A 23,827-nucleotide genomic window follows, 5' to 3' on the forward strand; every position below is an offset into this window, starting at 1 on the left:
CTTGGTTACTTCAGTCCGAACGCGCGGGTGATGGTCTGATCAACCCCGGCGCCCTGGCCGTCCTCGGCGTGCACCCGCAGGCTCACAAACGCTGCGGATCGTGGACCGTCGAGCCTCGTGCTCCAACCGGCGGCAGTACTACGAAGCGTCGCGCGCTGCCACGTCTTGCCGTCGTCGTAGGAGACATCCAGCAATGGCGTGCGCAGCCCGGCTGCCGTAGAACTGACCGCCCACTTGGGCGAGATCGACAGGTCGTCGTGCCGACCCGCCCGACCTGTTGAGTCAACAGTGATCGCATAGTCAACCTGGATCAAGTCAACAGGTTGATCAACAGTTGACTCCGACGTGAAGCTCCACTCGGTGCGGGTCACGGTCGAGTACGGACTCGGCCAGGTGCCCCGGGTGTTGTCGACAACGAGCCGGTACGGCAGCGACTCGGGCTTGAGGCCGGTCACGGTCAACTGGTCGCGATCATCCTCGGCCACCAGGGTCGAGCCCTGGAACAGACTGGTCTTCTGGGTCACGTCGAAGTTGCTGAACGCAGTACCGACGTGGTTGCCGCCGCCATCACTCCAGCCTGGTGCGACCACCGCGAGCTGATCGTTGTGGCGGACCGGCGAGAGCGCCTTGCTCAGCCGCGGCCGCTGGATCGGCCCGAACCACTCGATCTCGGTCCGGCTGCCGGCCTGGTACGCCGTGTACTCCGGCTCGGCCTGCTGCGTCTCGCGCAGGATCTGCGCCTGTGCCTGGTAGGGCACGCCGGCCATCACGTAGTCCGCGCGCTCGGCGATCAGCGGCATCCCGGTGGTGTTCATCGCCGATTCCCAGTCGCCGTTCCAGATGTCGAAGCGGTTCTCGATACCGCCGCCCTGGCGGAAGTTCCGGTAGGACACGTTGAGCCGCGCCAACTCGCCGGTGCGCACCCGGACCGACGGGTCGGCCGGGAAGTGGTCCCAGAACTTCGACAGGTCATACGTGTAGTCCAGCGTCGGGTTCGAGGTCACCGTGAGGCTCGCCCGACCCTGCTGCAACTGACCGATCAACTGCTCGCCCTCGTCCTGGGTGAGCGTCGCGATCGTCACCGGCGGCGGGTTCGGCGGCAGGTAGATCGAGTCTCCCCAGGCCACCAGCTTCCCGGGTCCGTCGTTCACGACGACGAGCAGCTTGGCGCCGGCCGCCGCAGCAGCAGCCGCCTGCTCCTCCACCGATCCACCGTCGTTGTTGCGTACGACAACCGCCTTGCCCTGCTGGTCTTTCGCATCGGCGAGCACCGCGTCGAGCACGTGCTTGCCCTTGGCCAACGGCGTCGCGCCGCGGCGTACGAGGGTGTCGTCGAAGGTCCGCGTCGACGAGCTGACCGTCAGCGCCGGCTGCTCCAACCGCCAGCGAGCGCCGGTCGTGAACTCACCACTCTTCGCCGTGCCGGTGGGGAGTTCCCAGACACTGTCGTAGGCAGGGCTCGGCCACCGCGACGACCCGACCGAGAAGACATCCCGCCCGAAGTCCCGATAGTTGTTGACCCGTACTTCGCCGAGCGTCGTCGCCTGCGGAGCGGCCACCGTGAGCTGCCGCGCCTTGCGAGCGTCGTACGTGACTGTGCGGTCCTTGTCGAGGTGGATGTCGAGCAGAGTCAGTACTGCGAGCCCCTGCGACGACGGGCCGTTCGCCCCTTCGACATCGGCGGTGATCCAGGTGGTGTAGTCCCCCGGAGGCAGGCGGAGCGAGGTGCCGCCCTCTTCGACGTAAAACTGGCCGTACGTCTTGCCGCCGATCAGGATCGCGTCGCCACCGAGCGGACGACCACTGCGGTCCTTGGCCTCGAGAGTCAGCTCGTAGCGCTCCCCCTCGCGCCCGATGCCGATCAGCGTGCTGACCTGCGTGCCGTCAGCCTTCTTGGCAATCAGCTGGCCGGACAGTTGCTTGTCGGCCGGAGCGTCGTCGACCGTCACCGACACCTTGACGGTCGCAGTGCCATGCGCGGGCACCGTGACGGTCGGCGCCGAGAGCTTGAAAAGCCCGGCCGGTGCGTCGGCGACCTGGGCAGTGAGGTCCAGTACGACGGGCTGGTCGCCAGAGTTGGTGTAGGTCACGTCGCGATCGGCGACCTGGCCCGGAGTCACCGGCCAGCTGTAGTGACCGGAGTACGCGGTCGGTGTGGCGAAAACGGTCGCCTTGCTGGTCGCGGCGATGTCCAGCCGGCCGTGGCCGCCCTGGTAGGGGTTGTAGTCCGGGGTCGGCTTGGCGGTGCTCACGATCGCGCTCTTGAGCTGCGGCCCGGTCCAGTCCGGGTGCTGCGCGGCGAGCAGCGCCACCGCGCCGGCCACGTGCGGCGTCGCCATCGACGTACCGCTCATCAATTGATAGGCACCGGAGCCCTCGGCCGCGTACTGCGAACGCGCGGCCAGGATGTCGACGCCCGGAGCCGTGATGTCCGGCTTCAACCCGCCGTCGCCCACCCGCGGTCCCCAGCTCGAGAACTCGGCCAGCTTGTCGGCGCCGTCCACGGCGCCAACAGTCAGGGCCGACTCGGCGATGCCCGGAGCACTGGCGGTGTAGTAGCCCGGCCCAGCGTTGCCTGCGGCAACGGTGAAGAGCGCGCCGGTCTCGGCGGACAGCTCGTTCAGCGATTGGCTGATCGGGTCGCTGCCGTCGGTCGGACCGCCGCCGAGGCTCATGCTGACGACCTTGGCGTGCTGGTCGCGAGCGGCCCACTCCATCCCGGCGATGATCCAGGACTCCTGGCCGCTGCCCTCGTTGTCGAGCACCTTGCCGATGTGCAGCCGGGCGCCCGGCGCGACGCCCCGCTCCAGACCGTCGGAGGCCTCACCGGTGCCGGCGATGGTCGAGGCGACGTGCGTGCCGTGCCCGTGCCGGTCGGTGACGTCGAGCTCGGGGACGAAGCTGGTCGAGGCCGCCACCCGGTCGTCGAGGTCGGGGTGCTGCAGGTCGATCCCGGTGTCCAGCACCGCGACGTCGACACCTTGGCCGATGTTGCCGCCCCGCCAGACCTCGGGCGCGCCGATCTGCGCGGTGCTGTCGGCCAGGTCGGCCTTGAACTTGCCGTCCAGCCAGACCTTCTTGATCCCCGCGGCAAACCCGGTCGGCGCCTTGCCGCGAGCAGTGCTGCCCGCGGTCAGCGAACGCCAGAAGTCGGCGGGACGATCTGCGGTCAGGGCGGCGCCCTTGATGCTGGTGAGCGTGCTCTGCTTGCGCGCGCCGGCCGGGACGGCCTGGGTACGAGCCTTCGCCGCGGCGTCGGTGTAGGTGACGATCAGCGGCAGCGCGTCCTCGACGTATCCGTCGGCCAGCAGCTTGGTGACGTTGAACAGATCCTCGTCGAGCAGCTTCGCCCCGAGGAACCGGGCCGCTGATCGCGGGTAGACGTAGGTGTTCGCCCCGTCGACCCGCACGTCGTGGTCGGCGAGCCGGCCGTCGGGTCCGGTCACGGTGTAGTTCTTCTTGCCGTCGGCGCCGACGGTCACCTTGACCACGTCGCCGGTGATCAGGGTGATCGTCTTCGGCGCCGCGGCGACCATCGGTACGGCGTACGCGCCGTCCGGACCAGGTGGCGACGCGGCGGCGATGCCACCGCTCAAGGACACAGCGGCAGCCAAGAGCGCCGCCGATAGGGCCGGCAGTCTCCGACCGCGGCCAGGGCGTGGTGTCACGGGTGCCTCACAGAGGGTCTACGAATGAGTCGCCAGATCGTAGGCCGGTGAAAGCACGCGAGTTCACCGATTCAGCTGGCCACTCTCCGCCGTGTCACGTTTGCGACACCGCGGAAAGTAACCCCGTACTACGCCCCGCGCACCGGCGTCGGCGCCGGCTCGATCGGCGGGTACGGCGACTCCTCCAGACCGAGGTTGCGCCAGACGAAGCGCGGCACCCGGGCCAGGAAGCCGCGCAGGAACTGCGAGCTGTGGCCGATCACGTCCTGGCTGTGCACACCGGTCTCGAACCAGGCCCAGCCGTCGACGAACTCGAAGGTGGCCGGCGGATTGGCCATCAGGTACTCCATCTGCCGCGGGTGGATCACGTCGTAGGCGTACTTCGTGTCCTGCGCGTGCACCGCGAACTGCTCGTTGAACGCGCCGCTCTCGAAGCTGATGCCGCGCCCGATCCCCCGCCGGCCGACCTTCAGCGGCGGCATCCGGGTCGGCAACTGGAAGCCGAGGATGTGCTCGGTGTGGTGGTCGGTCACGGTCCGGGTCTGCGACCGGCCCTCGGAGTCGGTGTAGGTCTCGGTACGAGTCGTCTTCCACTCGTGCGTGAACGCGACGAACGGAGGCCCGTCGCCGTCCCGGCCGCGGATCACGTTGCTGGTCGTGTGACCGTGGCCGGACCGCGTCGCCGGCGTGGTGTGCAGCAGGCTGTCGTCCTCGCCGATCCAGTGCCAGTCCGGGTGGTGGTAGAAAGTCAGGCGAGGCGGGGGCTCCGGCTGGATCCAGTGGTCCAGCGGGGTGGCGTCGATCGCTTCGGCGAGGGAGGCGAGCTGCTCCAGCCAGGGCGCGAGCAGGTCGGGATCCTTGCGCGGCGGGTCGAGCACGACCAGCTGGTCGCCGTCGATGCTGATGTTGAGACCCGGCTGCGAAGCGGCCATCGCGGCCAGTTGCCCGCACACCTGCGAGGACAACGCCTCAGCGGCGTACGCCGGGTCGAGCGCGCCGATCTGCCAGGCGTCGCCGAGCTGCGGCGGCGACGGCATCCGGGTGGCGGCGACGCCGTACCGGGGCCGGGTCTGGCCGCCCATGATCCAGAGCTCGGGCAGCCGGCGGGACAGCGTGACCATGCCGACCCAGCCGCTCCAGTTCTCGGCGGTGTACTCGATCACCTGGAAGGCGCGGCCCGAGCTGGTCCGGCCGGTGATCTGGTCGTCGGGATCACGGCGGAAGCCGACCCCGAACGGCGGATTGCTGAGCCGGGCCACGGTCTCGAAGGTCGGGCTGCCGTTGAAGATCCAGCCCCGCTCCCGCAGCGACCTGATGTACCGATCACGGCGCACGATCAACGCGACACCGATGGCGACCGCTACCGCGACCACCACCACGACGATCCAACCGGTCTGACTCACGCTCTCCCCTTTGGTTCGCGGTGTCTCCGCGCGGCTCGATTGTCGCCTATGACGCGGGTGACCCCGGGGTGAGTTCCCTCAGCAGCGCCTGAATCGCCGGGCTCGCGTCGGCGCTCCGCCGCCAAGCAGCCTGTACTTCGCGCGTCGGCCGGCTCGCGAGCGGTCGGGCGACCAGGTCCTCCCCCAGCGCTGGGCGGGCGAGCCGCGGGATCAGGCCGATCACTTCGCCTGTCGCGATCAGGGCGAGCTGGGTGGCGAAGTCATCGACCAGGTGACGTACGTCGGGGTCTGCCGGCCCGTCGGCGAACAGGCGGCGAAACCACTGGTGACAGACGGTCCCCGGTGGGCTGGTCACCCAGGCGTGACCGGCGAGGTCGGAGGCGTCCAGTGGCGAGTCACCGAGGGCCAACGGGTGCGTGCGGCTCATGACGACATCGCCGACGTCGGTGTGCACGGCGCGCTGCCTCAGGGACGGCGGCAGGGGCGTGGGGAGGCCATCGGCGTCGTGGACGAGCGCCAGGTCCGCAGTACCGGAGTCGACGCTGTGGAGCGCCTGGTCGGGGTCCTGCTCGGTGATGCGCACAACCAGGTCGGGGCAGCGCGTCGACAACCCGGCGAGCGTCGGCGCGAGCAGCCCTCGGATGGCGGTGGAGAACGCGACCACCCGTAGTACGCCGCGGGGCGCTCCTTCGGCGACCAATTGCGCTGCCTCTGCGCAGCGCTCCAAGGCCTGGAACACCTCAGGCGCCGAGTCGACGATCGCCTGCCCGGCCGGAGTGAGCACGACCCCGCGTCCCGCCGGGGCAAGCACCGGTACGCCGACCTGTCGCTCCAGCCGCTTGAGTTGCTGCGACACCGCCGATGCCGTGAAGCCAAGCTCGTCGGCCGCCTTCGCGAGCGTCCCGAGAGCAGCCACCGATCGCAACGCGCGCAGGGCGCCGACCTCAATCATGCAGCGAGCCTAATCATTATTAGCAAAAAAGCATCGCTGGACCATGGCAATCGCCTCGGACACGATCGCTGCATGACCCGCCAACTCTTCGGCACCAACCTCGTCGCCATGGTGACCCCGATGAACCCCGACGGAACGCTCAGCGAGCCAGGCCTCACCAGCCTCGTCGACCACCTGCTTGCCACCGGCTGCGACGGCCTCGTCGTCGCCGGCACCACCGGCGAAGCCCCCACCCTGACCGATGCCGAGACGACTCAACTCATCCGAGCAGTCACCACCCAGGCTGACGGCCGCGCCCGAGTCATCGCCGGCATCGGCACCTACGACACCGCCGCCACCATCCGCCGGGCCCACGCAGCCGAGGAGGCCGGCGCAGACGCCCTACTGCTCGTCACGCCGTACTACTCCCGCCCGACCCAAGCCGGCGTCGTAGCCCACTGCCTGGCAGTAGCCGACGCCACCAGCCTCCCCGTGATGCTGTACGACGTCCCCGCCCGTACCGGCCTTGCTATGGACGCCGCAACGCTGATCGAGCTGGCCGCCCACCCCAACATCCGCGCCGTCAAAGACGCCAAGGGCGATCTCTTCGAGGCGATGACCGTGATGGCCGGGTCGCCGCTCGCCTACTACTGCGGCATAGACGACCTCAACCTGCCCTATCTGGCCTCCGGCGCCGTCGGAGTAGTCAGCGTGATCGGCAACCTCGTCGCCGACCGCAACGCCGCGCTCATCGACGCCGTCCACACCAGCGACCTCCCCAAAGCCCGGGAGATCCAGCGCTCCCTACTCCCCCTGACGGCTGCCATCATGCAGACCGCCCAGGGCGCCACCCTGACGAAGGCCGCGCTCACCGAGCTCGGCATCATCCCTCACGCGACGCCGCGTCTCCCCCTCCTCGAACCTCCGGCCCCTCAGCTCCGGCGATTGGCACAGGTTCTGGCCTCCCACCCGGAGATCGGCAACCGAACCACGCGTCCAGTGCCGCGTCGTCTCCCAACGACCCGAACCTCGTCGGTCCACGCTCCAGCATCCTGAGGAACGCGACCAGCCGACGCCCCGTCTCACCCAAATTCCCCACCCCCCTCAGAACGTTGTATCGGGCAACTAGCCCGGAACGTTTCACGAAGAGGGGTGTGACCTACTTCTTGCCGCCGCGCAGCAACCCGGTGATGTGGTCACGGGCGTCGTCCCACTTGTCGTCAGGGAGCGAGCCACGCAGTACGGAGTACGCGAGCCAGAGCGCCAGCGCGTAGAGCGGGAGGCCGAGTCCGATCTTGGCGATCCCCAGCGCGTTCAGCTGATGGGTCAGGTAGAGCGGGATCTGGATCACCAGGCGGACCGCGAACAGGCCGGCGAACACCAACGTGGCGCGATTGAAGCCCCGGAACATGTCCGGGTCGCGACGCCACTCGCCGCCGGTCTGGGTGATCAGGCCGTAGATGGCGCCGAACAGCGGCCAGCGGGCGACGATCGAGATGCCGTAGATCGCCAGGTAGACGCCGCTGAGGATCATGCCGGGCAGGTAGACGTTCTCGGCCTTGCCGCTGCGGGCCGCGACCCAGGCGGAAAAGGCGACGCCGATGAAGCCGCCGAGCACGTTGCGCAGCGGCTGCTTGCGGACCAGCCGGAGCAGCGCGACCGCGCCACCGCAGGCGACCGCGACGATCAGCGCGAGCTTGAGGTCGTGGTCGGAGGCCGCGTAGACGATCATGAACGCGATCCACGGCAGGCCGATGTCGAGCAATGCGCCCCAGCCGCCGAGGGCGCGGAAGAAGTCCTTGTCCGTGGTCGCCTCGGGCTTGGCCGGACCGCCGTCGGACGGCTGGGCCGTCGAGGTATCGGCGGTGGTGCCCGCGGTGGTGTCGTCGGGGTGAGGCGGCACGGTGCCGGCGGCCTCGAACTCGGGTTTCAGAATCTCTACCAGCTTCTCGTTCAGGTCTTCGTCGAGCTGGTCTCGGTGGCTGCCGTGCGGGTCAGCCATGCGCGGCCGTCGGACGGAGTTCGTACCGGGGGTTGAACATCACCCGGTCACCGTCCACCACACCGATGCGTCCCGACGCGATCAGCTCCGAACCAGGGTGGATCCCGGCGATCTTGCGCCGGCCCAGCCAGACCAGCTTGACCGTGCCGGTGCCGTCGTACAGCTCGCCCTCGAGGGCCGGTACGCCGCCGCGCGGGCTGAAGGTGATCGTCCGGAGCGTGCCGTACAGCGTCACCATCTCCCGGTCCTGGCAGCCGGTGATGGACCGCGCGCCACAGTCGTGCGCGTAGTCCTGGAGCACCTCGGCGTCCTGCTCGTCCCGGTCGCCGGCCAAGCCCCGGAAGGCGCGCTTCCACATCCCTCCGGTCTTATCACTACCCATGGGGCCAGTGTAATCCGCTCGTGAGCGTGCTCGGCCGGTATCCGGACATGTCGAGTCAGGCCTCTTCTTCGGTGGCTGCCTGGGCCCCGGCCGGCAGTTGCAGGGCCAGCGACTCGCGCGGCGCCATCGGCTCGGTACCGCGGACGACGACCACGTCCCGCAGCGCCTGCTCCATCGGCGGCGCGGCGTCCGGCTCGACCGCGGCGCGGCCCAGCACGGTGGCCCGCAGCAGCCAGCGCGGGCCGTCGACGCCGATCACCCGCGAGGTCTGGCTGAAGATCTGCCCCTCGGGGTCCTCGACCGGTACGACCAGCACCAACTCGGTGCCGAACGGCCCCTCGGTCTCCGACGCGGTGCCACCCATCCGGGTCGCCTCGCCGGCGATCTCCTGCCGGACCTCGGACCAGATGCCGCTCGTCTTCGGCGCGGCGAACGCGCGCAGCTCGAGTGCGGAGTCCTCCAGCACCAGCAGGATCGCCTGCACCTGGCCACTGGCCTCGTCGACCTGCAGCCGCAGCTCCATCCCGGGCATCCCGGTGATCACCAGCGCGCCGAGGTCGATCCGGTCCTCGCCCTCGAGGGTCGAGGCGTCCACCTCGGTGGAGTCGAACGGCCCGGCGCTGCGACCGACCGGCGTACCGGCCTCGGTCTCGGCGGCCTCGGTGTCAGCGGCCTCGTCATCGCCGAAGAAACCGCCGGTCGACTCGGCCTCGTCGTTCTTGCCCTTGCGACGGAAGATCACTGCTCTTGCCCCTGCTTCCTTGAAAAGCTGTCCGGCCGCGACACCGCGTCGTGGCCCGCCGTAGTCTCGCGCATGCCGCAGGTCAGCGGCGTGCACCTGATCAGCGTGTCACACCACCGAAGCCACCGGTCGAGCCGTGCCCGCCGGTACCGCGGTCGGACCCGGGCAACGTGGTGACCTCGACGAACCGGGCCTTCTCGACTCGCTGGATGACGAGCTGAGCGATCCGGTCGCCACGCTTCAGGGTGATCTCGGCGGCCGGGTCCAGATTGATCAGGCACACCTTGATCTCGCCACGGTAGCCCGCGTCCACGGTTCCCGGTGCGTTGACGAGCGTCACCCCGTGTTTCGCGGCCAGCCCGGAGCGCGGGTGCACGAACGCGGCGAACCCGTCCTGCAGCGCGATCGCGATCCCGGTCCCGACCAGTCCGCGCTCCCCCGGCTTCAGGGTGATGTCGGTGGTGGTGACCAGGTCGGCGCCGGCGTCACCGGGATGCGAATAGGCCGGTACGGGAAGGTCCTCGTCGAGCCGCTTGATCAGTACCTCAGTCATGGGAGGTGACCCTATCGACGGGCCTCGGCACGCCACGTGCCAGGCTGGTGCCGTGGAGCAATATCGGGAACGACTGAGCGTGCCAGTGAGCTGGTGGATCATCGCGACCGCTGCAGTGGTCACGCTGTTCGTCATCACGGCCGTCCCCGCCGGCATCTGGGCGGGCGTGGCAGTCGCGGGGATCGCCGCAGCCGTGCTGATCACCCTGTTCACCCGGTACGGCGGTGCTGTGGTCGCCGTCGACTCCGAGAAGCTGCGGGCCGGCAAGGCCGCCATAGAGCGTGAGTACCTCGGCAAGGTCGAGCCCCTCGCCGGCGAGGACGCCCGCAACGCCTTCGGCCGCGACTGCGACCCCGCGGCGTACCTGGTGCTCCGCAGCTACCTGCGCGGCGCAGTACGGGTGGAAGTCACCGATCCGCAGGACCCAGCGCCGTACTGGTTGATCGCCACGCGCCACCCGGACCGCCTAGCAGCGGCCCTGACGGCCGACTCCGTGGCAAGATCCTGAAGTGTCCGGGGACCTGTACTAGGAGGTAGTCGTGGTCGGAGCCAAGATCGGCTGGAAGCTCGTGCTGATGGCGTTCACCATCGTGGTGTCGCTGGTCGCGAACAAGGCGGTGACGACGGCCTGGAAGATCGGGTCCGGCGGCAAGCCACCGAAGGGCAACCAGGCCGGCTACATCGAGATCGTGACCTGGGCCGTCGCCAGCGGCGCCTCCGCGGCCGCGGCGAAGCGCTTCGCCGAGGACCGCGCGGCGAAGTACTGGCTGAAGTCGACCGGCAGCCTGCCGCCCGGCTACGAGGACAAGCCGAACTCCTGACGCAGCGCCTCGGCCACGAACCCCTGTGGCCGATCCCGGCGGATCCCGTCGACGTACACGTCCAGTACGTCGTCGTAGAACGCCACCAGCCCGGCCAGCTCCCGGACCTCCTTCAGCGGCTCCAGGTAGCTCCACAGGAGGTTGTCGCGGTAGTACGTGGCCGCGCCCTTGTAGGCACAGAAGGTCTGCAGCTCGGTCGGCGCCAACTCGACGCGGATGTCGTCGCGCGGTAGGTAGAAGCGCGTCGGGAGGTTCGTTTCGAACACCAGCGTCGGCCGGCTGCTCTCGGCCAGCACCTCACCGTCCTGCTCGATCCGGACCGTCCGCGAGCTCGGCCGGGTCGCTACCCGGTGATACGGCTCCCGCGGATGCGACACCAGCCGCTCATCCTCCTCGTACCACTCGTCGACGGCCGCGAAGTCCAGTACGACGTACTCCGCGAGCTCTGCGTCGTCGGGCCGGAAACCGGCGCCTACCAGCCCGTCGACATCCACCACCTCGCCCGCGCAGGAGTGTGCCGCGAAGGGGATGCCCGGGTGCAGGATGGTGTCCGGCGCGGGTGTCGCCGGTGCCGCCGAGGCGGTCAGCGACGCGCGCAGCTCAGCCACCGGTACGGCGTACGAGGGCACTACTCGTCGCGGCTCCCACACCAGCACGGCCCCGGTTGGTGTCGACCAGCTCCCGGCCGCCTGAGCGGGCCCTGAGGCGCATCTCGGTCGGTTCGTAGCGCAGCAGCCCCAGTCCTGCCGCCCACAGTTCGTTCATCTGCTTGCTCATACCGCCAGGCTAGGAGCCGGCCGGCGATCGGGACATCGGCAAGAACTGCCTATTCGAGGACATGACAACGGGACCGGCCCCTCTTGCGAGGGGACGGTCCCGTTAGCCGGTACGGACTCAGCCGAGCAGGGCGACGGTGCTGTTGTTCAGGCAGCGCAGTCGCGGCAGATCAGCTGTCCGTTCTTGCTGTTCGCGAGCTGGCTGCGGTGGTGAACCAGGAAGCAGCTCGAACAGGTGAACTCGTCGGCCTGGCGCGGGAGGACCCGCACCGCCAGCTCTTCGTGGCTCAGGTCGGCGCCGGGCAGCTCGAAGCTCTCGGCGGCTTCGGCCTCGTCCTCGTCGACCTTGCCGGAGTTCTTGTCGTGACGGCGAGTCTTCAGTTCCTCGATCGACTCTTCGCTGGAGTCCTCGTCCGTCTTGCGCGGGGCGTCGTAATCAGTCGCCATGGTGTTCCCTGCCCTCTTCGTACCCGTGGTGTTGCCTGCTGAGCCCAGAACGGATCAAGGCGCCGAGAAATTCCGTACCGGAAGCTCTCTTCGCCCGAAACCCTTGACAGACAGGCTGGCAGCGGCATCAATACCGCCCCCGAGGAGGGGATTGTGCCCTATCGACGGGCCTTCGCGCGCGTCGGGGTCCACCTTTCGGCCCGCGTGTCGCGGATTGAGACAGGACCGAACAATGGTTTGCTCATTAGTGCGCGATAGCACGCACTAATGAGCAGTTCTACGATCTGAGCGGGTTCGCTGCCGCGAGAGCGTCGTGCAACGCGCCGAACACGGAAGGTGTCGCCGCGATCGACATTTCGGGCGAAACCGGTGCTCCGTGGAGTCCACCGACCTGCGCGCCGGCTTCGCTCGCGATCAGCGCGCCCGCGCCGTAGTCCCACGGGTTCAGGCCCCGCTCGTAGACCGCGTCCAGCCGGCCGCAGGCGACGTAGCACAGGTCGATCGCGCCGACGCCGATCCGGCGGATGTCGCGGACCTTGGCGATCAGCGCCTGGATCACCTCGGCCTGCACCTCCCGGCGTACCGGGTCGTAGCCGAAGCCGGTGCCGACCAGGGCCTTGCTCAGGTCCGGGCAGTCCGAGACCCGGATCGGACGGCCGTCCAGGTATGCCCCGCCGCCCAGCGTCGCGGTGAACATCTCCCCCTTCGGCGCGTCCACGACCACGCCGGCCACCGTCCGGCCGTCGTACTCGACCGCGATCGAGACCGCGTACGTCGGGATGTCGTACAGGTAGTTGACCGTGCCGTCGATCGGGTCGACGACCCAGCGAACGCCACTGGAGCCGTTGACGTCGTCGCCCTCCTCGCCGAGGAACGAGTCGTCCCTACGGGCAGCCAGCACCCGGGCCCGGATCAGCTCCTCCGACTCCCGGTCGACCGCGGTGACGATGTCCGTCGTAGTGCTCTTGGTGTCGGCCACAGTGACCGTCCCCCGGCGCCGCTCGACGATCAGCTGGGCTGCCTCGGTCGCGACCTCGACCGCCAGCTTCAGCAGGTCCTGGGGGTTCTCGGAGCTCATACAGATTCCTTCGCTGCCGGTGCGGCGGGTTCGTGGTCTGCTGGTTTTGGGGCTGCTGGGTTCTGAGCGGGGGATGCTCCGGGACGGCGGAGAGCGGGGCAGCAGTCGGGGCGGCAGTTGTCCCAGCCAGGGCCGAGCTTGCCCGCGCAGGGCCGCGGCGGCTGCTCGCCACGCTCAGCGGCGGCCCGCTCGATGACCAGGTCGCGCAGCATCGTCACGAACCGCTCGTCGGTACCGGGGGTCGCCGCGCGGGCCATCGGGAGGCGCAGCTTCTCAGCGGTCTCGGCAGCCTCGGTGTCGAGGTCGTAGATGACCTCCATGTGGTCACTGACGAACCCGATCGGTACTACGGCGACACCGGGCACCCCGGAGGCCGCCAGCTCCCCCAGGTGGTCGTTGACGTCCGGCTCGAGCCACGGCACCTGCGGCGGCCCGGAACGCGAGCAGTAGACCAGGTCGGTCCTGCGCTCGACCCCTGTACGCCGCTGCAGTTCCGCGGTGATCTCGGCAGCCACGTCCAGGTGCCACCCGACGTACCCGTTGCCGTCGGGTCCGCTGGTCTCGTTCATCTTCGTCGGGATGGAGTGCGTCACGTAGGCGATCGCGGAGCCTTCAGGCAGCTTGCTGAGCGCCTCGGCGGTGGACTCGACGAAGGAGCCGATGAAGCCGGGGTGGTTCGCGTAGTGCCGCAACTTGTCCAGCACCGGCGCCCCCTCGACCGCCGCAGTCGCGTCGGCCAGGTTCTCGCGGTACTGCCGGCAGCCGGAGTACGACGGGTAGGCGGACGTGACGATCACCACAGCACGCCGTACGCCGTCGGCCGTCATCTGGCGCAGGGTGTCGGTCAGGTACGGGTCCCAGTTGCGGTTGCCCCAGTAGAGCGGCAGGTCGAGGCCGACCTCGTCGAACGACGTCCGGAGCGCCTTGAGCAGGTCCCGGTTCTGGTCGTTGATCGGGCTGCGGCCGCCGAACGAGTAGTAGTGCTCGCCGACTTCCTTCAGCCGCTCGTCCGGGATGCCACGGCCACGGGTGACGTTCTGCAGGAACGGCAGCACGTCCGCGGGTCTCTCGGGACCGCCGAAGGAGAGCAGCAGGACGGCGTCGTACGGGTTCGGATCTGGCGTCGGTTCGACGGGCATACCTCGATGATCCCAGGCGCACCGAAACCGGGTGCGTGCGGTCCCTGGGCCGGCAGCTAGGGTGAGTCCGATCTCCATGCTGAAGCCCTACGTACACCTCATGCGCCGACCCGGCGCCCGTGCCTTCTTCGTCGCCGGGATCGTCGGCCGGATGCCGATCTCGATGATCGGCCTCGGCATCGTCATCCTGATCGAAGCGCAGACCGGCTCGTACGGCCTGGCCGGCGCGGTCTCCGGCGTCGCCGTGGTCGCCGGCGCGCTCACCGGACCGATCCAGGGCCGCCTCGTCGACCGCTTCGGCCAACGACTGCTGCTGTTGGCCGGCACCGTCCTGTGCACGATCTCCCTCGCCGGCCTCCTGATCGCCGTCCGCGCCGACGCCCCGTCCTGGACCCTGTACGCCATCTCGTTCGTTGCCGGAGGCACCCGTCCCCAGGTCGGCTCCTTCGTCCGCGCCCGCTGGACCCACCTGCTAGGCCGCGGCCGCGCGCTACAAACCGCCTTCGCCCTCGAGGCAGTCGGCGACGAGGTCGTCTTCATCATCGGCCCGGTCGTGGTCGCCGCCCTGGCCACCCAGATCAGCCCGTACCTAGCCCTGGCCGTAGCCGGCGTACTCGGCCTCAGCGGAGGCATCTGGCTCGCCGCCCTACGTGCCTCCGACCCACCCGGCCGAGGCAAGTCGAACGGCGCCGAGAAGTCCCCCCTCCCCTGGCTCTCACTCCTGCTACTCAGCATCATCGGCCTAGGCCTAGGCGCCACTCTCGGAAGCGCCGAGGTCGTCACGGTTGCCTTCACCGCCGAAGAGGGCCAGCCCGGTATGTCCGGTGTAGTACTTGCCGTCTGGGCACTCGGCTCCCTGCTAGCCGGCCTCTGGTACGGCTCCGTCCACTGGAAAGCCCCCGTCGAGCGCCGCCTCCTGATCGGCACGATAGCCCTGGCCATCACCCTGGCCCCGCTCCCCTTTGTCGGCAACATCCTGGTCCTCGGCGCTGTCCTTTTCGGCGCCGGCCTCACTATTGCCCCGACGATGGTCGCTGTCACCGCTTGCGTCGAAGAGTGGGTCCCACCGCAGCGCCTCACCGAGGCGATCACGTGGACTGTCACCGGCCTGCTGCTGGGCGTTGCCCCCGGCAACGCGGCGGCCGGGCATGCGGTCGACATCTGGGGCTCGTCAACGGCGTACTGGGTGCCGGTCACCATCGGCATCACTTGCGCCCTGATCGCGAGCGTCTCCGTAACCTTCGCCCGCCCACGCACCCGCTTCGCACACAACTGAGGTTGGTGGGAAGGCTGTTGCCCCACCCGTGCTCAGATCTCAGCTCCCGCGGCGTGCCCACCCAGACCGCAGGGGGTGACCCGCTGCAGGTCTGTGACCGTCGGCTCTTCGTTACGTCGCCTTGCCAGCCTTTCGCGTGCCTACCCCTCACCGGCGCCAGCGCAGGTTGGGAAGTGCTGAATCCGGCTACTCATTGGCGTCCGCACAACTCCGCCGAGCTCATACTCGTCAGGTCTGCGCCCGGGTCTCCGCCCGCTATGGCAGCGATGCCTACAGCTTTTTCTGGATCTTCCGGTGTGAAGTTTCCTCTTGTGGATAAGGGAAAACTGGCTCGATGTTTGTCGGTGGAATCATCTAGCCTTTGAGGTATGAATGATCGTGCGGTGGTGTTGATGAGCGGCAGCGAACTGCTGTCCGCCTACGACGCCCTGCACGAAGAGACCGAGGAACTCAAAGCCCGCCAGGCCCACATCCTCAACCGCCTCGACCAGCTCGGCTACGCCGCCGAAGTCGGCGCCCACGACACCGCCCGGCTGCTGACCCACCGATACAGGCTCGATCCCACCGAAGCCCACCGCCGCGTCCACTTCGCAACCAGGCTCCACAAGTACCCGGTCGTCGCCGCCGCGCTCGCCACCCCCTACCTCGACCGCACCACCGACGACGATGACAGCGACGCCCCCATCGACGGCGACTGCGGACACAGCGACAGCGACGAGAGCGCAGTGGTGCTGCACATGGGCCAGGCCGAAGCCATCGTGTCCGCCCTCGACAAAATCCCCGCCCGAGCCAACGTCGACGTCGAAGACCTCGCCGAAGCCGAACTCCGCATGGTCGAAGCCGGCGAACACCTGTCCCCGTCCGGTCTGCGGACACTCGGCGTCCAGGTCCGCAACCTCCTCGACACCGACGGCCCCGAACCCCGAGAAGACGCCGCCCGGCGCCGCGAAGAACTCTGGACCAAGAAAACCGACGACGGCGGCATCCGCTTCGGCGGCTTCTACGCCGCCGAGAACGCCGAAGCCCTGGAAACAGTCCTCCAGGCGGGCGCGAAACCCCACAACACCGACGACGGCGACCCGGACCCGCGGTCTCGCGGGAAGCGCCAGGCTGATGCGTTGATGGACGCCATGACCATCGCCCTCAACACCGGCGATCTGCCGGCCCGCGGCGGCATCAAACCCCACATCACCGTCACCATCGACCTCAACGACCTGCTCGGGGCCGGCAAGCACGCGACCGGTGACTTGGCCTTCGGCGACGGGTTGTCGGCGGCCGCGGTCCGGCGCCTGGCCTGTGATGCCGGGATCATCCCCGTCGTGTTGGGCTCCGCCGGCCAGCTTCTCGATGTCGGCCGCGAGCATCGCTTGGTCACGCCTGCGATCCGCAATGCGTTGAATGTCCGTGATCGAGGCTGTGTGGTCTGCCACGCGCCGCCGATCTACTGCGATGCCCACCACGTCGTCAGCTGGGCCGAGGGAGGTGACACCAGCCTCGCGAACATGGTCCTGCTCTGCCGGGTCGACCACACGTCGCTGCACCAGGGCCACTGGACGGTCGCGATCGAGGACGACCAGGTCCAGGTCACCCCACCCGCCTGGGCCAACCGCCCGTCCGGCAGACACCGAAAACCAGCCACGCCCAGCCACCCTGCCCCCGCACTGATTGCGGCGACAGACGCTGACACCTGCCCACCACCCGCAAAGCCGACCACCGCAGCCGCAGCCATCTGCCACTCACCTGAGGACGCGGCGGCGAACGCCACCAGCCCTTCACCCGCCACAACCAGCACCGGACCTGCCCCGTGCACCACCGCTGGTACCGATCCGGCACCTTGCACCACCGCTGGTACCAATCCGGCTCCGTGCACCGCCGCTCGTACCGAACCAGCGCCTTGCACCACCGCCGGTACCGTTCCTACGCCGTGCACCACCGCTCGTACCGAACCAGCGCCTTGTACCACCGCCGGTACCGTTCCGGCGCGCACCGCTGGCGCTGACCCAGCACCACCTACACCCACCCGCCGCTGGCCGCACACCGACGACGTCACCTGGATCACCCCCGAAGAAGCCGCCACCTATAACCCGTGGCCCGACACCGCGTGACGTTTCCGCTAGCAGGCAGGGGCACTCGATCGAGCGTCCGCGCTTGCGCGGTCGTGACCCCGGCCGTCGGACCGCGGACCCGCCCCCGGATCCGATCGGGATCGGGATCGGCAGGACCGGAGTCTGGTCGGTATCTCAGTCGCGGGATGACCTCGAGCGGACCCCGACATCTCTCCCGCGGTGAGCTCAGCCTGCAGTCTGAGCGCTCGAAACCTCATTGCGACAGCTAGCTCCTAAGCTCCCCAACCCGCCGATGCAGACAGCGAGCGGAGAATCTCGCGATCCTGCGACCAGCTGCAGTAGCGCCCTTCCGCGGCGGCATGCTCTACGAGACCGTCACCGGCTACGCCCAGGGCGCGACCGCTGGCAGCTCGAAACCCGAGGAAGCCGTCCTCCAGCTCCTCGCTCCAACTCCTCGGCCAGGGCTCAGCTCATCTCATCTCCATCCGCCGAGCACCTACCAAAGCTCCCTGCGACACCTCAATCAGCGCCACCGCTGGTGCCGCACTCGACGGCGTTGATCTCGCCTGCTGGGAGCGCAGTTGAAGCCAATCCGCCGACTAGTCACCCACCAACCAACGCACCTACAACCGAACCGCGACGGCCACCTCCGCGGGGTCACAGTGGGCACGCCTCTCCAGCCCGAGACTCAACCACCTCCCCACCACCAGCCCCCTTGCATCTCCCCCCACAGGAGACCCCAGGCTGGAACCCATGAACGAGCTCTTCCCCATCGGCGACCTAGCGCGGCATACCGGGCTGACCGTCAAAGCCATCCGCCACTACTCCGACCTCGGGCTCGTGCCACCCACCGACCGCAGTCCCGCCGGCTACCGCCGCTACGACCTCGCCGCCATCGCCCGCCTTGATCTAATCCGCTCCCTGCGTGAGCTCGGCTTCGATCTCGGCACCATCCGCCAGGTCCTCGACCGCGAGATCGCGCTCTCCGACGTAGCCGCCGCGCACGCCGAGGCGCTCGCGATCCAGATCCAGACCCTGCGACTGCGGCGCGCGATTCTCACCGCGGTGGCCGAGCGTGGCTCGACTCCTGAGGAGCTGAAGCTCATGCACCGCCTGGTCAGACTCTCCGAGACCGAACGACAACACCTGCTCGACGACTTCCTCGACAACGTCTTCGGCAGCGACCCGCTGTTCGCGGGGCTCCGCCAAACGCTGACCGCTCAAACTCCTGGATCACCCAACCACCGAGCAGCTCGAAGCGTGGATCGAGCTGGCCGAGCTCTCCCAGCAGGACGACTTCCGCGAAATCGTCCGCGGGATGGCTGCGGACTACTCAACGGCGATGAGCCGACCCAGCACCGGAGTACTGCGTGAGCGCGTCGCCGAGCTGCTGCGGGCGGAGGTCGATCCGCGCTGGACCCGCTACCTGGAGCTGCTTGCCGTGGTCAACGAACTACGCCATCCGGGGTAGCGGCGCGTTCCAGCCCCGGCGGATCGCGAAGAGCCGGATCACGAAGCAGACGATCGCGGCCGCGAGCGTGGTCCAGGACGCGTGATAGTTCAGCGCGTCCACGACCACCACGATGCCGGCGCCGAGGAAGGCCGGGGTCGCGTAGATCTCACTCCGCAGTACGACGGGAACGCGGCCGGACAGCAGGTCGCGGATGACGCCGCCGCCGATGCCGGAGATGGTTCCGACCAGCGCAGCCGACAGCGGCGGCAGGCCGTACGCGAGCGCCTTGGTCGCGCCCGTCACGCAGAACAGCGCGAGGCCGGCCGCGTCGAAGATGTTCACCAGGCGCTCGACCCGCCCGATCCCCGGGTGCAAGAAGAAGGTGATCAACCCGGCGGCGACCGGCACGACGAGGTAGCGCCAGTCGACCAGCGCGGCCGGCGGGGTCGCGCCGATCAGCACGTCGCGGATGAACCCACCGCCGAGCCCGGTCACCAGCGCGAGCACCTGGATGCCGAACACATCCAGCTTCTTCCGTACGCCGACCAGCGCCCCGGTGATCCCGAACACGAAGATGCCCACCAGATCGAGCACCTGCAAAGGCCATCCACTCACCTGCGCACGGTACCGCCCGGGCGAGCGAAATTCCGCAGCCCTCGCCACGGTGGACGATTACCCTTCGGGTCATGAGCGGAGCACCCCTTGTCGACTACACCGCGACCTCGGCCCGGCCACCGTGGAGCGCTCTCCCCGACTCCCTCCGTACTGCGCTGGCAGTTGCCCTAGGCACCGAGATCGCCGCGGCCGGCCCGTCGGTCACCTCCGGCTTCACCGGCGGCTTCGCGGCTCCCCTGTACCTCGCCGACGGCCGCGAGGTGTTCGTCAAAGCCGCCGAGAACTCACAGCACGCGTACTCCGCCTACCAGCGCGAAGCCGAACTCGTCCCGAACCTCCCCGCCGCCGTGCGCGCTCCCCGAATCCTCGCCACCGCCCACGCAACAGCCCCCACCCACGCCAATGTCTCTGGCACCGCCGAACAGCCCGCCGCAGCCCTCGCACCCGACAACGAAGCCCGATGGTTCGCCGTCGCCTCCGAGCGCGTCGACGCCCGGATGCCAGGCATGCCCTGGACCAGGGAAGACTTCGCCACCGTCACCAAAACCTGCGAAACCATGGCCGACGCACTCACCCCCACCCCCTTCACCGACCTCGAACCCTTCACCGCCCAGATGGAAAGAAACGCCTTCCCCCGCCACGCCCCCGCCGAGATCCTCGCCGGCCAAAGACCCCTCCCCGACGGCTTCCACCCCTGGCTCCCCGACCGTCTCCAGGAACTCCAAGACCTGATCAACCTCTACCCCACAGCCCTCCAAGGCGACTCCGCAGTACACGGCGACCTCCGCCCGGACAACCTCTTCATCGACTCCACCAACACCTGCTGGACCGTCGACTGGAACTGGCTCTCCCTCGCCCCACCATGGTTCGACTGGGTCGGCCTCCTCCCGCTCGCCCACCGCGACGGCATCGACACCCTCGCCGCGATCAACGCGAGCCCGCTCACCAACGCAGTACCGGCCGACGACCTCGACTGCTTCGCCGCCACCATCGCCGCCTACATGATGGACAAACTCGACGCCCCACCCCCGCCCGGCTGCACCCCAGAACTCCGCCGCCACCAGCGGAACTACGCCTGGGCGTTCCTCGACTGGCTAGCCGTCCGCCGCGACTGGGTGTGAGCAACTAACTTGGAGGTATGAGCAAAGGCCCAACCACCCGATTCAAGGTCGAGGTCCAGGACGGCGCCAAGACGTCTCGCCGCGAGGACGTGGTGGTCACCGAGGAGCCGCTCGAGCTTCGCCTCGAGTGGCCCGGCCGCCCAGCCGAGCCGCTCGTCGTTACCATGCGCACCCCGGGCGCGGACTTCGAGCTGGCGGCCGGCTTCTGCCTCGCCGAAGGATTCGCGGTACGGCCGGACGCGATCTCGACCGTCGCCTACTGCACCGACGTCAAGCTGACCGCCGAGCAGCAGTTCAACACCGTCACGGTCAGCTTCGACGGTCCGCCTGACCGCGAGCCACCCCAGCGGTACGGCGTCACCTCCGCCGCTTGCGGGGTCTGCGGCCAGCAGTCGCTCGACGAGCTCGCCGAGCGCGACTACGACCCGGTCGACCCGGTGCAGGTCCCGCTCGACGTCGTACTGCGCCTGCCGGATCTCCTGCGCGAGGCCCAACCGACCTTCGGCCGCACCGGCGGTCTGCACGCGGCCGGTCTGTTCACCCCCGACGGCCAGAAGGTCGTCGTACGCGAGGACGTCGGCCGCCACAACGCGGTCGACAAGGTGGTCGGCTGGAGCGTGCTCAACCAGCGCAGCCGTAAGGGTCTGGCGCTCGTCGTGAGCGGCCGGATGGGCTACGAGATCATCCAGAAGGCGGTGGCGGCCGGCCTCGGCATGATCATCGCCGTCGGCGCCCCGTCCAGCCTCGCGGTCGACCTGGCCCGGCGGTTCAATGTGACGCTGGTCGGCTTCACCCGCGGCGAGCGTTGTGTGATCTACAGCGCACCGGAACGCGTCCTGCGCTGACCCATCCACCGGCGGCCCGGCTCCGAAGACCAGTTGTCCAGAGCCACCGACCCGGAGGATGCGACCTGTGAGCGAGGAGACGGCCTTACCTTGGCCGCGGGTGGTCGACCCGTCCGCGAGCAGTCCGGCCGACCTGATGGCTCGGGTGGCGCGCGGCGACTCGGACGCGTTCGCCGAGTTGTACGACCAGATGGCGCCCCGCGTCTACGGGCTGATCCGTCGCGTACTGCGCAATCCGGCGCAGTCCGAGGAGGTCACCCAGGAGGTGATGGTCGAGGTCTGGCGGACCGCCACCCGGTACGACGCCGACCGCGGCTCGCTCACCTCGTGGGTCCTGACGATGGCGCACCGCCGCGCGATCGACCGGGTCCGCTCCGAGCAGTCCTCGACCGATCGGGAACAAGCGGTCGCGGCGGCGAGTTCGACCACGGAGTACGACGAGGTCTCCGAGACGGTGACCACGAACCTCGAGGTGGAGCAAGTCAGACACTGTTTGTCCTCGCTGACCGAGCTGCAGCGGGAATCGGTAACGCTGGCCTACTACGGCGGCTACTCGTACCGGGAAGTGGCGGAGTTGCTCGACGCCAAGCTCGCGACGATCAAAGCACGCATGCGTGACGGCCTGATCCGGCTGCGCGACTGCCTGGGTGTGACGGGGAGGTGAGGGCCATGACGACACCGGAAGTGCACGCGCTGACCGGTCCCTACGTACTGAACGCTCTGCCCGAGGACGAGCGGATCGGGTTCGAGGAACACCTCGCCGACTGCCAGTCCTGCAGCGCGGAGGTCGCCGAACTGCGTGAGGCAGCCAACAAGCTCGGTACCGCGGTCGCCACCGAACCGCCGCCGGCGCTGAAGTCGCGCGTGCTCGCCGAGATCATGACGACCCGGCAACTACACCCGCTGGTGAAGCCCGACGAACCGATCGCCGAGCCGATCCCGATCAGGCGCAAGGGCTACACCCGGCGCTCGATCTTCAGCCTCGCGGCGGCCGGTCTGCTCGTCGCCGGCGCGGGCGGCATCGCGATCGACCAGTACCGCGACAACTCCCAGGCCCACCAGCAGAACGACCAGCTCGCCGGCCTGCTGGCCGAGTCGGACGCCCAAACCGTTCGCGGCAACCTCAAGAACGGCGGCCAGGCCACCGTGGTGATGTCCCCCGCCAAGGACCGCGCCATCGTCCTGCTGCACGACATGCCCAAACTGCCCGACGACAAGACCTACCAACTCTGGCTGATGGACAAGGGCCAGACGATGCACTCCGTCGGCCTGGCCGGCGGCGACACCGCCAAGCTCATCCAAGGCGGCATCTACAACAAGATCGCCTTCGGCCTCACCGTCGAGAACAAGCCCGGCGCCACCCAACCCACCCTCACCACCGCGACCGTCATCCCGATGGTCTGACACCCACCAGCCCGCCGGCGGGCGAGACGGCGCACCCCTCCGTCAACCCCGCCGGCGACTCCACCTACTGACGTTCTGGGGAGTCGGCAAGCAATGTATCGATCTCTTGGCGGGTGGCTTCCGGGAGTGGGCCGAAGGAGACAGCGGCGGCGTGCTCCGTCGCTTGCTCGGGAGTGCGGGCGCCGGGGAGCGGGATGATGACTGGGTCGAGGGACCAGAGGTAGGCGAGGGCGCCTTGGGTGAGGGTGCGGCCGTCGACCGTCAAGAGGTCCCGGACGGCATCGAGGCGGCGGAGCCAGTCGGCCATCGCGTCGTCGTCGAAGTACGTCCACCACGGGGTGTCTCGGCGGACGTCGTCCTCGCCGGGGCGGTTGGTCAGGTTGTACTTGCCGGTCAGCAGGCCCATCGCGAGTGGGGTGCGGGCCAGTACGGCGAAGTTGTGCTCGTGCGCCGCCGTGAGGACCTCGGGGTTGTGGCCGAAGACGTTCAGCTGGGATTGGACGCTGATCGCCGACGGCGACTTGCCGAACAGGGCGATCATCCAGGGCTTGTCGTCCGCTGTGCCGAAGTTCTTGACTTTGCCGTCGGCAACTAGTTCTTCGAGGGTCGCCACCACGTCCTCGGCGGCGGACTGGGTGTCCGCACCGCCGTGGAGCTGCGTGAGGTCGAGTGCGTCGACGCCGAGGCGCCGCAGGCTGCCGTCGATCGCGTCCCGTACTACGGCAGGCGTTACCTCCTGCGTCCCGCCGACGCGAGTCCTCTCGTCGAAGCGGTTGCCGAACTTCGTCGTCACGATCACCTCGTCCCGCACGTTCGCCGGCAGCCGGCGTAACGCCTCGCCGATCACCGCCTCGCTGTGGCCGGCGCCGTACACGTCGGCAGTGTCCAGCAGCCGGATCCCGGCATCGATCGCGGTGTGGATCATCCGGATGCTGACCTCGTCGTCGACCGCACCCCAGCCAGCCGGGCGCCCGTCGGACACCCACGGTCCCCCGATCGCCCAGCAGCCGATCCCCAACGCACTGGTACTCCGGTCTCCAAAACGCTTGTCCAAAGTCATTCTCGTAATCTCCTCAAGGCATGCGGAATCACGGCATCGCACCAG

The 23,827-nt window shown here is 68.8% G+C and carries 25 protein-coding genes; 11 read left to right on the forward strand and 14 right to left on the reverse strand.

Features of this window, described 5'->3' with window-relative positions:
- Window positions 1-5: 5 nt before the first annotated feature.
- The 3 genes from AB0P21_RS03580 to AB0P21_RS03590 form a co-directional block, all read right to left on the reverse strand.
- Window positions 6-3,602, reverse strand: a complete 3,597-nt coding sequence (locus AB0P21_RS03580) for a S8 family serine peptidase (RefSeq protein WP_363693487.1) — start codon at window positions 3,600-3,602, stop codon at window positions 6-8.
- 194 nt (window positions 3,603-3,796) lie between these two features.
- Complete coding sequence (locus AB0P21_RS03585) at window positions 3,797-5,071, reverse strand: hypothetical protein (protein ID WP_363693488.1); 1,275 nt, start codon at window positions 5,069-5,071, stop codon at window positions 3,797-3,799.
- 46 nt (window positions 5,072-5,117) lie between these two features.
- On the reverse strand, window positions 5,118-6,023 hold the full coding sequence (locus tag AB0P21_RS03590; protein WP_363693489.1) for a LysR family transcriptional regulator: 906 nt from the start codon (window positions 6,021-6,023) through the stop codon (window positions 5,118-5,120).
- Between the two features lie 72 nt (window positions 6,024-6,095).
- On the opposite strand from AB0P21_RS03590, the gene dapA reads away from it, so the two are divergent.
- Window positions 6,096-7,058: a 4-hydroxy-tetrahydrodipicolinate synthase gene (gene dapA, locus AB0P21_RS03595; protein WP_363693490.1), complete on the forward strand. Its 963-nt coding sequence runs from the start codon at window positions 6,096-6,098 to the stop codon at window positions 7,056-7,058.
- A 103-nt stretch (window positions 7,059-7,161) separates the two neighbouring features.
- Here the strand turns inward: dapA and AB0P21_RS03600 are convergent, their stop codons facing one another.
- Genes AB0P21_RS03600 through dut form a run of 4 tightly spaced genes read right to left on the reverse strand, consistent with a single transcriptional unit; the run spans window position 7,162 to window position 9,681 of the window.
- A complete protein-coding gene (locus AB0P21_RS03600; protein WP_363693491.1) occupies window positions 7,162-8,004 on the reverse strand; it encodes a DUF3159 domain-containing protein in 843 nt (280 codons plus the stop codon).
- Window positions 7,997-8,386 (reverse strand): OB-fold nucleic acid binding domain-containing protein, encoded by a 390-nt coding sequence (locus AB0P21_RS03605; protein WP_363693492.1) that lies wholly within the window; start codon window positions 8,384-8,386, stop codon window positions 7,997-7,999. Before AB0P21_RS03605 ends, AB0P21_RS03600 begins: the two co-directional genes overlap by 8 nt.
- 55 nt (window positions 8,387-8,441) lie before the next feature.
- The gene (locus AB0P21_RS03610; protein ID WP_363693493.1) at window positions 8,442-9,224 is read right to left on the reverse strand and encodes a DUF3710 domain-containing protein; all 783 of its coding nucleotides are present in this window, start codon (window positions 9,222-9,224) and stop codon (window positions 8,442-8,444) included.
- Between the two features lie 4 nt (window positions 9,225-9,228).
- On the reverse strand, window positions 9,229-9,681 hold the full coding sequence (dut, locus tag AB0P21_RS03615) for a dUTP diphosphatase (protein WP_363693494.1): 453 nt from the start codon (window positions 9,679-9,681) through the stop codon (window positions 9,229-9,231).
- 52 nt (window positions 9,682-9,733) lie between these two features.
- Between dut and AB0P21_RS03620 the strand changes: the two genes are divergently transcribed.
- A complete protein-coding gene (locus AB0P21_RS03620) occupies window positions 9,734-10,189 on the forward strand; it encodes a DUF3093 domain-containing protein (protein ID WP_363693495.1) in 456 nt (151 codons plus the stop codon).
- Between the two features lie 31 nt (window positions 10,190-10,220).
- A complete protein-coding gene (locus AB0P21_RS03625; RefSeq protein ID WP_363693496.1) occupies window positions 10,221-10,502 on the forward strand; it encodes a DUF4235 domain-containing protein in 282 nt (93 codons plus the stop codon).
- On the opposite strand, the gene AB0P21_RS03630 is transcribed toward AB0P21_RS03625, so the two are convergent.
- From AB0P21_RS03630 to AB0P21_RS03650, 5 genes are all read right to left on the reverse strand, one after another.
- Complete coding sequence (locus tag AB0P21_RS03630; RefSeq protein WP_363693497.1) at window positions 10,478-11,110, reverse strand: DUF427 domain-containing protein; 633 nt, start codon at window positions 11,108-11,110, stop codon at window positions 10,478-10,480. The two genes, AB0P21_RS03625 and AB0P21_RS03630, sit on opposite strands and share 25 nt — an antisense overlap.
- A complete protein-coding gene (locus tag AB0P21_RS03635) occupies window positions 11,103-11,279 on the reverse strand; it encodes a hypothetical protein (RefSeq protein WP_363693498.1) in 177 nt (58 codons plus the stop codon). The genes AB0P21_RS03630 and AB0P21_RS03635 overlap by 8 nt, the downstream gene beginning before the upstream one ends.
- 146 nt (window positions 11,280-11,425) lie before the next feature.
- Entirely contained in the window at window positions 11,426-11,725 is a 300-nt protein-coding gene (locus AB0P21_RS03640; RefSeq protein WP_012921380.1) for a DUF4193 domain-containing protein, read from the reverse strand.
- A gap of 277 nt (window positions 11,726-12,002) precedes the next feature.
- Window positions 12,003-12,803, reverse strand: a complete 801-nt coding sequence (locus tag AB0P21_RS03645) for an inositol monophosphatase family protein (protein WP_363693499.1) — start codon at window positions 12,801-12,803, stop codon at window positions 12,003-12,005.
- Complete coding sequence (locus AB0P21_RS03650) at window positions 12,800-13,942, reverse strand: ferrochelatase (protein ID WP_363693500.1); 1,143 nt, start codon at window positions 13,940-13,942, stop codon at window positions 12,800-12,802. Before AB0P21_RS03650 ends, AB0P21_RS03645 begins: the two co-directional genes overlap by 4 nt.
- 100 nt (window positions 13,943-14,042) lie before the next feature.
- Between AB0P21_RS03650 and AB0P21_RS03655 the strand changes: the two genes are divergently transcribed.
- From AB0P21_RS03655 to AB0P21_RS03670, 4 genes are all read left to right on the forward strand, one after another.
- Entirely contained in the window at window positions 14,043-15,218 is a 1,176-nt protein-coding gene (locus AB0P21_RS03655; RefSeq protein WP_363693501.1) for an MFS transporter, read from the forward strand.
- Between the two features lie 368 nt (window positions 15,219-15,586).
- Window positions 15,587-17,323: a DUF222 domain-containing protein gene (locus AB0P21_RS03660; RefSeq protein ID WP_363693502.1), complete on the forward strand. Its 1,737-nt coding sequence runs from the start codon at window positions 15,587-15,589 to the stop codon at window positions 17,321-17,323.
- A 714-nt stretch (window positions 17,324-18,037) separates the two neighbouring features.
- Window positions 18,038-18,658 carry a MerR family transcriptional regulator gene (locus tag AB0P21_RS03665; protein WP_363693503.1) on the forward strand — a complete coding sequence of 207 codons (621 nt, stop codon included), beginning with the start codon at window positions 18,038-18,040 and terminating at the stop codon, window positions 18,656-18,658.
- Window positions 18,627-18,755, forward strand: a complete 129-nt coding sequence (locus tag AB0P21_RS03670; protein ID WP_363693504.1) for a hypothetical protein — start codon at window positions 18,627-18,629, stop codon at window positions 18,753-18,755. The genes AB0P21_RS03665 and AB0P21_RS03670 overlap by 32 nt, the downstream gene beginning before the upstream one ends.
- On the opposite strand, the gene AB0P21_RS03675 is transcribed toward AB0P21_RS03670, so the two are convergent.
- Window positions 18,738-19,352: a trimeric intracellular cation channel family protein gene (locus AB0P21_RS03675; RefSeq protein ID WP_363693505.1), complete on the reverse strand. Its 615-nt coding sequence runs from the start codon at window positions 19,350-19,352 to the stop codon at window positions 18,738-18,740. The two genes, AB0P21_RS03670 and AB0P21_RS03675, sit on opposite strands and share 18 nt — an antisense overlap.
- 71 nt (window positions 19,353-19,423) lie before the next feature.
- Between AB0P21_RS03675 and AB0P21_RS03680 the strand changes: the two genes are divergently transcribed.
- The 4 genes from AB0P21_RS03680 to AB0P21_RS03695 are packed head-to-tail and all read left to right on the forward strand — an operon-like array spanning window position 19,424 to window position 22,722.
- The gene (locus tag AB0P21_RS03680) at window positions 19,424-20,473 is read left to right on the forward strand and encodes a phosphotransferase (protein WP_363693506.1); all 1,050 of its coding nucleotides are present in this window, start codon (window positions 19,424-19,426) and stop codon (window positions 20,471-20,473) included.
- A gap of 17 nt (window positions 20,474-20,490) precedes the next feature.
- Complete coding sequence (fdhD, locus tag AB0P21_RS03685) at window positions 20,491-21,318, forward strand: formate dehydrogenase accessory sulfurtransferase FdhD (protein WP_363693507.1); 828 nt, start codon at window positions 20,491-20,493, stop codon at window positions 21,316-21,318.
- A 58-nt stretch (window positions 21,319-21,376) separates the two neighbouring features.
- Entirely contained in the window at window positions 21,377-21,982 is a 606-nt protein-coding gene (locus AB0P21_RS03690; RefSeq protein WP_363693508.1) for a sigma-70 family RNA polymerase sigma factor, read from the forward strand.
- A gap of 5 nt (window positions 21,983-21,987) precedes the next feature.
- Window positions 21,988-22,722 (forward strand): anti-sigma factor, encoded by a 735-nt coding sequence (locus AB0P21_RS03695; protein ID WP_363693509.1) that lies wholly within the window; start codon window positions 21,988-21,990, stop codon window positions 22,720-22,722.
- 64 nt (window positions 22,723-22,786) lie between these two features.
- Here AB0P21_RS03695 and AB0P21_RS03700 read toward each other — a convergent pair whose 3' ends face one another.
- Window positions 22,787-23,782 (reverse strand): aldo/keto reductase, encoded by a 996-nt coding sequence (locus tag AB0P21_RS03700; protein WP_363693510.1) that lies wholly within the window; start codon window positions 23,780-23,782, stop codon window positions 22,787-22,789.
- Window positions 23,783-23,827 lie beyond the last annotated feature (45 nt).

The sequence above is a fragment of the Kribbella sp. NPDC056861 genome, from assembly GCF_040687575.1.
Classification (GTDB): Bacteria; Actinomycetota; Actinomycetes; order Propionibacteriales; family Kribbellaceae; genus Kribbella.